Source organism: Mycobacterium sp. E2497, assembly GCF_001668695.1.
In the GTDB taxonomy this organism is placed as follows: Bacteria; Actinomycetota; Actinomycetes; order Mycobacteriales; family Mycobacteriaceae; genus Mycobacterium.
Genome location: NZ_LZKD01000224.1, coordinates 1 through 11,235, shown reverse-complemented (window position 1 = coordinate 11,235; position 11,235 = coordinate 1). Strand labels below are relative to the sequence as shown.

The window sequence follows — 11,235 nt, the reverse complement described above, 5'->3', positions numbered from 1 at the left end:
GGATCAACTCGGGCACGGGCAGTTCCAGCCGCTGCCCGCCGCACACCAGGGCCAGGCGCACGCCGCCGGTCCGCAGGGAAAGCGCCGAGCTGACCGCCGAGCGGATTCGGGAGCTGATGGGCGAATTCGTTCCCGCGCACATGGTTCCGCGCCACGTCGCGCTGGTCGAGCGCATCCCGTTCACCGACGCCGGCAAGATCGATCGTCGCGCCGTCGCACGCGACCTGGGAGTGGCGGTTTCGCTGTCCGGGCAGCCCGGCTACCGGGCCCCGTCGACGCCCCTGGAATCCGCGCTCGCCGCGCTCCTCGGCGAGCTGCTCGGCGCCGAGCGGGTCGGTCGTGACGACGACTTCTTCGCCCTCGGTGGCGATTCGGTGCTGGCCACCCAGGCCGTGGGCCGCATCCGCACGTGGCTCGACACCCCGAATGTGATGGTCGCGGACGTGTTCGCCACCCGGACAGTCGCGGCACTCGCCGATCTGCTTGCCGCTCGTGAGCGCGGTGGCGAGCGGCTCGATCAGGTGGCCGAGCTGTATCTCGAGGTCATCCAGATGGACGCCGAAGCGGTGCTGTCGGCTGCCCACCACGGCGGGAAATCCGGTACGCCGCAATGACCTTCAACCACGTGGTGAGCATGCCCACCGATTTCGCATCCTGGATCAAGCGGGTGCCGGGCAGGAATGGGGGCCGGCGGCCCGGCGCGACCGTCGTGTTTCCGCACGCCGGCGCGGCCGCGGCGGGCTACCGGGCGCTGGCGTCCGAGCTGGCCGCGGGCGGCGACACGTACATCGTCCAGTACCCGCAGCGCGCGGACCGGCTGGACCATCCGGCCCCCGACACCGTGCACGACCTCGCCCAGGACCTGTTCGACGGCGGACCGTGGAGCCGGGTCGCGCCGCTGCGGTTGTTCGGCCACAGCATGGGTGCGGTCGTCGCTTTCGAGTTCGCCAGGGTCGCCGAATCCCGCGACACGGCGGTGCAGCGCCTGTGGGTCTCGGCCGGGCCGGCGCCGTCCGCGGTTGCCGCCATGCCCGAACTCCCCACCACCGACGACGGATTGCTAGCCGACATCGCCGATCTCGGCGGCACCGACCCCGAGCTGCTCGCCGACGAGGAGTTCGCCGAGCTGCTGACCACCGCGGTGCGGGCCGACTACCAAGCCATCAACCGCTACCGATGCGCCCCCGGCGTCCGCATCGGTGCCGACATCTCGGTACTGGGGGCGCGCGACGACCACCGCGTCGATCCGGTCGCCTTGCGGCTGTGGCAGGACCACACCGCGGGCGCCTTCGAGATGTTCCTCTACGACGGCGGGCACTTCTATCTCAACGACCACCTCGATGCGGTTGCGCAGCGGGTGAATGCCGATGGGTGACAACGGGTTCGACGGGGCGTCCGATCCGGTGGCGATCGTCGGCATGGCGCTCGAAGCGCCGGGCGGCATCGACAGCGCCGACAAGTATTGGGAACTGTTGTCACACGGGCGTGAGGCGCTGGGGCCGTTCCCCGCCGATCGGGGCTGGCGGGTGCGCGAGCTGCTCGCCGGTTCGCGGCGCGGCGGTTTCAAGGAGATCCACGATCGCGGTGGATTCCTCTCCGGCGCAACGATGTTCGACCCCGAGTTCTTCGGCATCTCCCCGCGGGAGGCCGTCGCCATGGACCCCCAGCAACGCGTCGTGCTCCGGGTGTCCTGGCGCGCGCTGGAAAACAGCGGCATCAACCCCGACGACCTGGCCGGGCACGATGTGGGGTGCTTCGTCGGCGCCTCGGCCACCGGATACGGCCCGCAGATGTCCAGCTTCTCCCGGCACAGCGGCCACCTGCTGGCCGGGACGGCCCTGAGCGTGATCAGCGGCCGGGTCGCGTACACGCTGGGGCTGGCCGGCCCGGCGCTGACGGTGGACTCCTCGTGCGCGTCCGCGCTGGCGGCGTTCCACCTCGCCGTGCGTTCGATCCAGAACGGTGACTGCGATCTGGCGCTGGCGGGTGGGGTCAACGTGCTGGGCTCGCCCGGGTTCTTCGTCGAGTTCTCCAAACAGCACGCCCTCTCCGACGACGGCCACTGCCGGCCGTACAGCGCACAGGCCAGCGGGACGGTGTGGGCCGAAGGGGCGGCGATGTTTGTGCTGCAACGCAAATCGGCCGCGCTGCGCGCCGGTCGCCCGGTCGTCGCCGAGGTGCGCGCCACCGCCGTCAACCAGGACGGTCGCAGCGCCGGACTGAGCGCCCCCAGCGGGGACGCCCAGGTCCGCCTGTTCCGGCGCGCCATGGCGCAGGCCGGAATCGGGCCCGGAGACGTCGGGATGGTCGAGGGCCACGGCACGGGCACCCGCCTCGGTGACCGCACCGAGTTGCGGTCGCTGGCACACACCTACGGCGACACGGCGCCCGGCGGCGGCGCCCTGCTCGGTTCGGTGAAATCCAACGTCGGCCACGCGCTGGCCGCCAGCGGGGCCCTCGGCCTGGCCAAAGTGGTGGTGTCCGCGGCCCACGGCGCCGTCCCGCCGACGCTGCACGCGTCGGAAGCCAGCCCGGAAATCGACTGGGACCGCCAGGGATTGCGCCTCGCGACGACGCTGACGCCGTGGCCCGCGATCGGCGGCCAACGGGTCGCGGCGGCGTCGGCATTCGGCATCGCCGGCACCAACGCGCACGTGATCGTCTCCCTCCCCGAGGTCGCATGATGCTGACCGCCCCGTTGCCCGACGGCCGCGCGCCGGTGCTGCTCTCGGCGCACGACGAAGGGCTGATCGGTCAGGACGCCCGGGCCATCGTGGATTATCTGGGCCGCGATGACGCGGACACCGCGGCGGTAGCTTCGACGCTGCTGCGCCTGCGGCGGGTGCGCCGGCACCGCGCGGTGGTGTGGGCCTCCGGCCGCGGCGAGCTGCTCTCCGGCCTGTCCGCGCTGGCCCGCGGCGAGGAGCATCCGCTGGTCACCCGATCCTCCCTCGGTGCCGCCCCCTGCATCGCCTTCGTGTTCCCCGGTCAGGGCAACCAATGGCAGTCGATGGGTGCCGATGCCTACCAACGGCTTCCGGCGTACCGGGCCGAGGCCGACCGGTGCGCCCGGGCCTTCCGCGCCGCCGGCCTGCCCTCACCGCTGCCCTACCTGATCGGGGAGCGCGACGGGAACTGGTCGCGCACCGAAATTCAGGGGGCGCAGTTCACCCACGCGGTCAGCCTGGCCCACCAGTGGCAATTCCACGGCGTGCTGCCGGCCCTCGCGGTTGGTCACAGCCTCGGTGAGGTGGCGGCGGCGTACGTGGCCGGCGCGATCTCGTTGCCCGACGCGGTCAGCCTGGTCGGCGCCCGCGCCACCATCGTCGACCAATTGGCGGGGCGCTACGCCATGGCGGTGCTCGGTGCCGGCGTCGACGAGGCCGAGTCCCTGATCGGAGAAACGGCAGGCTGGCTGGAAGTCTCGGCGGTCAACGGCCCGGCGTCGACCGTGGTGTCCGGAGACCGCGACGCCGTGGCGGCCGCGGTGCGGCTGGCGCGGCAGCGGGGCGTGTTCACCCATCAACTGGCGGTGGATTACCCGGGGCACACCAGCGTGCTGCGTCAGTTGCGCGCCGCGCTGGCCGAGCGGGTGCCCCGCTCGGCATTCCGGGACGGTCCGGTGCGGTTCATCGGTTCGACCTTTGGCGCCCCGGTCGGCAGTGGCGCCGACTTCTCCCAATACTGGTATGAAAACCTCTGCAGCACGGTCCGGTTCGACCAAGCGGTGGCGGCGGCCCAACGGCTCGGGGCCAACACGTTCGTCGAGCTGTCCGCGCACCCCTCGCTGCTGTATCCGCTCGCCGACCTGATCGGCGAGACGGCGGTGGCCGTGGGGTCCGGTCATCGTGACGGCGACATCGTCGACACGCTGGCGGCGAACATCGCGGCCGTGGCGACCGCCGACCCCGGCTGCCAATGGGCCCACGCCATCCCCGGTGGCGTCCGGCCACCGCTGCGCGGGTTCCCGAACGCGCCCATGCGGGCCGTCCACCTGTGGGCGGCGCCCGAACCGCCGATCGAGACCGCGCCGCCCGCCCCGGCACTCAACGTCGTCATCGAGGACTGGCGGCACGCGGCCCCGTCGGCCGCGCCGGGCGCTGACGTCGGCGTCTTCGCCGCCGCGCCGACGGCAGGCGCCCTGACGCGCCGCCTCATCGATGCCCTTGGGGCGCAGGGTGGTTGCCGGGTGGTGCCGCCGAACGACGCCGAGGTCCTCGCGGTCATAGCGCCGGAGCTGGACGAGCCGGACCCCGCCGCCGCGGTCGAGCAGATCGGTGGCCGGCCGGACGCGGGTCTACCCGACTACGCCGCCCTGATCGGCCCGCGCTGCCGGACCGTCTGGTTGCTCACCGCGGGCGCCGAGACCGTCGATCCGGATGACTCCGACGCCGTCCCGGCGCAGGCGGCGCTGGCCGCGATGCATCGCAGCGCCGGGTTCGAATTCCCCGAGCAGACCTTCACACATCTCGACCTGCCGGATCGGGACGTCAACGCCGCAACCGCGCGCGCCGTCGTCGACGCCCTGCTCGGCGAGGCGGCCGAGGTGGCGCTGCGCGGCGGCGAATCGCCGCGACCCTACGTCCGAACCTTTCGGCACTGTTCCGATTCGGCAACCGAACGGCCCCTGAGTGCCGACGCGCTGGACCACGTGGTGATCACCGGCGGCAGCGGAGCCATCGGCCTGCAGTATGCGCGGTACTGCATCGAGCGCGGGGCGCGGACGGTCACGTTGTTGAGCCGCAACGGCATCGGCGGGGACGCGCTGCGCCGGCTCACCGAAAACCACGGCGCCGAGGTACACGCCCCGCGCTGCGACATCACCGATCCGGCCGCCCTCGCGGCCGTCGCGGCCCGACACGCCGGCCCGGGCGCGTCATTGCTGATCCATACCGCCGGCATCGCCGAGGCCCGCCCAAGTTCCGAGCTGAGAGGCGCCGACGTGGCGGCGGTGTGTGCCGCCAAGGTTCGCGGCCTGGCGGTGCTGGCCGAGGTGTGGCCGCTGCGGCCGGACTGCCGAATCCTGGCCTGCTCGTCGGTGTTCGGGGTATGGGGCGGCCACGGCCACGCCGCGTACGCCGCCTCGAACCGGATGCTCGACGTGCTGGTCGCCGCGCTGCGCCGCAAGGGCCGCGACGCCATGGCGATCCGGTGGGGCCTGTGGCAGACCGCCGGTGTCGTGACGGCCGAGGAGATCGCCCGCACCGAACGCTCCGGCCTGATCGCGATGGCTCCCGACCGGGCGATCGAGGCGAGCCTGCGCAGCTACGACGGCGATCCGCTGATCTTCGACGCGGACCTCGACCGGCTCGGGGTATTCTTCGAAAGTCAGGGCATGCCAACGCCGTTCACGACGCCGGTCGCGGCAGCGGACGAGTCCGCGGCCAAACCCCTCGCCGCGGCGGTGCGCACCGAACTCGCCGCGACGCTGCAGCTGGCTGACCCGGCTACGATCGACCCGACCGCACCGCTCATCGACCTCGGTGTCGACTCGCTGCTCGCACTCGACTTGCGCAAGCGGCTGCGCCGGACGGTCGGAAGCTCCGTACCCGTCGCCCGCATGCTCGGCGGGATCACCCTCAACGAATTGATCGACGCGTTGAGCGCCGGCTCAGCCGGCGGCTCGCGAGACGGAGTGACACTCGACGCTCCCGAAGGCAGAAAGGTTGGACTCCCAGCGTGACGGACATTACCGGGACCAGGGCCCGTCTCGACGACGAGCGCCTGGAGATATTGCGCCGCAAGATCGCCGAACGCGGCCTGGGCAGGCCGGCCGTCGAGACACCCGCGGCAAGCCGTCAGCGGCCGCGCATGTCCGCCGGCCAGCACCGGATGTGGTTCGTGCAGTCGGTGGACCCGGACAGCGCGCTGCTCAACGTCTGCGTCTCCTACCGCATCACCGGCCCGGTCGACCCCGGCCGCTTGCGGCGCGCGGTCGACGCCGTCGCCGCGCGGCACCCGGTGCTGCACACGACATACGCCGTGGGCGCGGACGGCGACCCGTATCCGGTCCTCCGGGAGGAGCTGCGGCCCAAGTGGGCCGACCACGACCTGTCGGGGCTGTCCGATCAGGCCCGCCGGCTGAGGTTGGACGTGCTGGCGCAGCGGGACTTTCGCCGGCCCTTCGACCTGGCCGAGGATTCGCCGCTGCGGGTCACCGTGGCCCGCCTGTCCGCCGACGAGCTGATGTTGTTGATCACCGCCCATCACGTCGCCTGGGATGACGCCTCGTGGACACCGTTCTTCGCCGACCTGACCCGCGCCTACACCGACCCGGACGCATTCGACGGCCAACCCGCGTCAGCGGCGCCACCCCCGGACGACGCCGCGGACCCCGCGGCGGACACCCAGTACTGGCGGCCCCTGATGGCGAATCTGCCCGAGCCGCTCGAACTTCCGGGCCCCAACGGCTCGGTGGTGCCCAGCACGTGGCGCGCACAGCGCGCCACCGCGCGGTTGCCACGGGCCACCGTCGATCGGGCGGCCGCGCTGGCGCGGGAAACCGGTGCCACCCCCTACATGGTGCTGATGGCGGCATTCGCCGCGCTGGTGCACCGCTACACCCAGTCGACGGACTTCCTCGTCGCCGCCCCCGTCCTCAACCGTGACGTCGGGACCGAGTCCGCCATCGGCTACTACGGCAATACCGTGGTACTCCGCCTGCGGCCGGAGCCACACCAGACGTTCCGCCAGCTGCTGGCCCAGACCCGGGACAGCGCGGTGGGCGCCTTCGCGCACTCGCGCGCCGACTTGGAATGGCTGGTGCGCGAGTCCAATCCCGATCGCCGGCACGGCGCCGACCGGATGACCCGGGTGAGCTTCGGGCAGCGCGAGCCCGACGGCGCCGGCTTCTGCCCGCCCGGGGTGCGATGTGAGCGGGGGGAGCTGCGCGGCCATTTCAACCAGCTGCCCTTGAGTTTCATGGTCGAGCTGGACCGCGCTGCGAATGGCCCGAGCGGCGGGCTTGTCGAAGCCGAATACCTGGTCGAGGTGCTGGATCAGCGGCTGGCCGATCAGTTGCTGCGGCACTATGCCGTGTTGCTGGACGACGCGTTGCGCAATCCCGACGCCGCGCTGTCGGCGTGCGCGCTGATGGACGCCGATGACGCCGAATGGTTGCGCAGGGCCTCGACCGGCGAGGACTTCGAAACCCCGGCCGCCACACTGCCCGAGCTGGTCACCCGCCGGGCCGGGCTGTCGCCCGAGGCCGTCGCCGTCGTCTACGAGGGACGCCAGTACACCTACCGCGAGATCGACGAAGAGTCGAACCGCCTGGCGCACTGGCTGATCGAGCGGGGCATCGGCACCGAGGACCGCGTCGCGGTGTTGCTGGACAAGTCGCCCGAATTGGTCATCACCGCGCTGGGCGTGCTCAAGGCGGGCGCGGTCTATCTGCCGGTGGATCCCACCTACCCCGAAGATCGGCTGACCTTCATCCTCGCCGACGCCGGCGCCGAGCTGGTGCTGCGCGAGCCCGTTACCGGCCTGTCGCGATACCCCGCCTCCGCGCCCGCCGAGTTGGTCCGGCCGCTGAGCCCGCAGAACACCGCGTACCTGATCTACACGTCGGGATCGACCGGGCTGCCCAAGGGCGTGCCGGTGCCCCATGCGCCCATCGCCGAGTACTTCGTCTGGTTCGGCGACGAGTATCGCGTCGACGAAACCGACCGGCTGTTGCAGGTCGCGTCGCCCAGCTTCGACGTCTCCATGGGCGAGATCTTCGGCACGTTGATCATGGGTGCCCGCCTGGTGATTCCGCGGCCCGACGGGCTGCGCGACATCGGCTACCTCACCGAACTGCTCAGCCGCGAAGGCATCACCTCGATGCACTTCGTGCCGTCGCTGCTCGGACTGTTCCTGTCGCTGCCCGGCGTCGGCCAGTGGCGCACCCTGCGGCGCGTACCGATCGGCGGGGAGGCCTTGCCGGGCGAGATCGCCGACAAGTTCCACGCCACCTTCGATGCGCTGCTGTACAACTTCTATGGGCCGACCGAGACCGTGGTCAACTGCACCAGTTACCCGGTGGAAGGGGCACAGGGCACCCGGGTGGTGCCCATTGGTCGTCCCAAGATCAACACGCAGGTGCACCTGCTCGACAACGCGCTGCGGCCCGTTCCCGCGGGTGTGATAGGCGAGATCTACATCGGCGGAACACATGTCGCGCACGGATACCACGGCAGGCCGGGACTGACGGCCGAACGCTTCGTCGCCGACCCGTTCACCCCGGGCCGCCGGTTGTACCGCTCGGGCGACCTGGCTCGCCGCAACGCCGACGGGGACATCGAGTTCGTCGGCCGTGCCGACGAGCAGGTGAAGATCCGCGGCTTTCGCATCGAGCTGGGTGAGGTCGCCGCGGCCATCTCCGTGGACCCCAGTGTGGGACAAGCGGTTGTGCTGGCCATGGACCTGCCCCGGCTGGGCAAGAGCCTGGTGGGATTCGTCACGCCGGCCCAGGGCGGTGGACCGGAAACCGTTGAGGTCGAGCGCATTCGCGCCCGGGTGGCCGCCGCGCTGCCCGACTACATGACACCGGCGGCCTACGTGACGCTCGACGAAATCCCGATCACGGCGCACGGCAAGATCGACCGCGCCGCGCTGCCGCAACCGCAGATCGCGGCGGCCGCCGAATACCGCGACCCGACCACCGCCACCGAACGCCGCGTCGCTGCACTGTTTTCCGCGCTGCTGGGTCACGACCGGGTGGGCGCCGACGACTCGTTCTTCGACCTGGGTGGCCACTCGCTGGTGGCCACGAAACTCGTCACCGCGATTCGCTCCGAGTGTGGGGTTGAGCTCGGCATCCGGGACGTGTTCGAGCTGCCGACCGTGGGCCTGCTGGCGGAGCGGCTCGACCAGCTGAGTTCTGGCGGGCTCAGGCCGTCGCGGCCCAAGCTGTTCGCGACCGCCCACGATGAGCCCATGCCGCTGTCGGCGTCTCAGCTGCGCAGCTGGTTCGCCTACCGCGTCGACGGTCCCAGCTGGGTCAACAACATTCCCTTCGCCGCGAAACTGACCGGCCCGTGGGACATCGAGGCCCTGATCGCCGCGGTCGGCGACGTCGTCGCCCGGCACGAGATCCTGCGCACCTCCTACGTCGAGGTGGACGGCGTGCCCTATCAGGTGGTCGGGCCCGCGGGTGAGGTTTCCGTGCGCCGAGCAACCGGGCCCGACGACGCGTGGCTGCAGCGGGAGCTGGACGCCGAGCGCCGGCACTGCTTCGAGTTGGACCGCGAGCTGCCTGTCCGGGTCGCGGTGCTGCACACCGTCGACGACCCCGCCGAGCATGTGCTGTCGTTGGTGATCCACCACATCGCCTCCGACCACTGGTCGGCGGGGGTGCTGTTCGCCGACGTGATGACCGCCTATCGTGCGCGCCGGGCCGGGGAGGCCCCGTCCTGGGCGCCGCTACGGGTGCAGTACGCCGACTACGCGGCGTGGCAAGCGGCGTTCCTGGGTGACGCGAGCGGCCAGGAGTCCGCCGTTGCCCTCGAACAGCGCGAGTATTGGACGCGGCAGCTGGCCGGGCTGCCGGAGGACACCGGGCTGCGGCCCGACTTCCCCCGCCAGCCGGTGCCCAGCGGCGCGGGCGAATCCGTCGAGTTCCGCATCGACGCGGCGACGCGCGGCAAGCTCGCCGCGCTGTGCCGCGAGTTGAGCATCACCGAGTTCATGCTGCTGCAAACGGCGGTCGCGGTGGTGCTGCACAAGGCCGGTGGTGGCCTGGACGTCCCGCTCGGCACCCCGGTCGCCGGGCGCACCGAGGCCGAATTGGACCAACTGATCGGCTTTTTCGTCAACATCCTGGTGCTGCGCAACGACCTGACCGGCAACCCGACGCTGCGCGAGCTGCTCACCCGGGCGCGCGAGACGGCGCTGGCCGGCTACGCCCACCAGGACCTGCCGTTCGACCGGGTGGTCGACGCCGTCAGCCCGGTCCGTTCCCTGTCGCGCAACCCGCTGTTCCAGGTCGTCGTGCACGTCCGTGACCACCTGCCCGCCACCCGGGTGATCGAGCAGGCGCCGGTCGAGGGCGGGCAAGACGCGGTGTGCACCTCCCTGGACCCCGTCTTCGACATGGCGCACGCCGATCTGAGCGTCAACTTCTTCGGCACCGACGGCTCGGGCGGCGTCGGCTACAACGGCAACCTGATCTTCCGGACGGAGCTGTATGCCAGGACCACCATCGAGCGGCTGGCCGGCTGGCTGACCCGGGTGGTCACCGAGTTTGCCGACCACCCCGAACAGACTTTGCGGGGCGTTCAGTTGACCGACGCCGGCGAGCGGCGGGCGATGCTCGACGGCTGGAGCCGCGGCGAGCGCGCGCCGCGGGATCGGCCGCGCACCATTCCCGAACTGCTGCGGCCGAGCCGAAGCTGGGGACCCGGCCGGATCGCGGTGCGCTGCGGCGATCAGCAGATGGATTACCCCGCGCTGCACCGCCGTTCGGACAACCTCGCGGAGCTGCTCGCCGCGCATGGGGTCGGGCCCGGGACGCTGGTCGGGCTTTCGACGCGGCGGGGACTCGACCTGGTGGTGGCGCTGGTGGCCATCATGAAGGCCGGCGGCGGCTATTTCCCGATCGATCCGGGCTACCCGACGGCGCGCAAGCAGTTCATGCTCGACGACGTGCGGCCGCAAGTGGTACTGGCCACCGCGGAAGCCGCCGCCAGCATGCCCGAAGTCCCCGGCATCACGGTGATCTCGCTGGACGACCCGCAGGTGCGCGACGCGGTGCACAACGGCGGGGCCGGTCGGCGGGAATTGCCGCTGCCGCACCCGGACGACCCGATGTATTTGGTCTTCACGTCGGGGTCGACGGGCACGCCGAAGGGTGCGGTGGGCACCCATCGATCGATGACGGCCCGGCTGGACTGGCAGCTGCGGCACTACCCGCCGAAAGCGGACGACGTCCGGCTGGCGCAGGCGTCGATGACGTTCCTCGAGGGCGGCATGGAGATGCTGGCCGGTCTCGCGGCGGGGGCCACCATGATCCTCGCCGACGACGCCGAGCACCGCGACCCGGAAGCCTTGGGTGACTTGATGATCCGGCATTCGGTCGCCCAACTGACCGCGGTGCCCAGCCTGGTCTCCGCCCTGATCGACAGCCGGCCCGGCGCGGTGCGGGCACTGTCCCGCCTGGTGTGTGGCGGAGAACCGGTGGGCACCGCGCTCCTGCAGCGACTCGTTTCGGTGTGCTCCGGCGCGGGCACCGAGCTGTTGAACAACATCGGCTCC

At 71.5% G+C, this 11,235-nt stretch carries 5 protein-coding genes; all 5 read left to right on the top strand.

Features of this window, described 5'->3' with window-relative positions:
- On the top strand, nucleotides 1-614 hold a 614-nt coding region (locus tag A5713_RS20385; RefSeq protein ID WP_231980557.1), incomplete at its 5' end, for a phosphopantetheine-binding protein.
- A complete protein-coding gene (locus A5713_RS20380; protein WP_068098164.1) occupies nucleotides 611-1,375 on the top strand; it encodes a thioesterase II family protein in 765 nt (254 codons plus the stop codon). The genes A5713_RS20385 and A5713_RS20380, both read left to right, overlap by 4 nt.
- On the top strand, nucleotides 1,368-2,684 hold the full coding sequence (locus tag A5713_RS20375; protein ID WP_102417735.1) for a polyketide synthase: 1,317 nt from the start codon (nucleotides 1,368-1,370) through the stop codon (nucleotides 2,682-2,684). The genes A5713_RS20380 and A5713_RS20375 overlap by 8 nt, the downstream gene beginning before the upstream one ends.
- Nucleotides 2,681-5,683 (top strand): mycobactin polyketide synthase MbtD, encoded by a 3,003-nt coding sequence (gene mbtD / locus A5713_RS20370; RefSeq protein WP_231980555.1) that lies wholly within the window; start codon nucleotides 2,681-2,683, stop codon nucleotides 5,681-5,683. Before A5713_RS20375 ends, mbtD begins: the two co-directional genes overlap by 4 nt.
- Nucleotides 5,680-11,235: non-ribosomal peptide synthetase (locus A5713_RS20365; protein ID WP_068098162.1), on the top strand; the 5,556-nt coding region annotated here is incomplete at its 3' end. The genes mbtD and A5713_RS20365, both read left to right, overlap by 4 nt.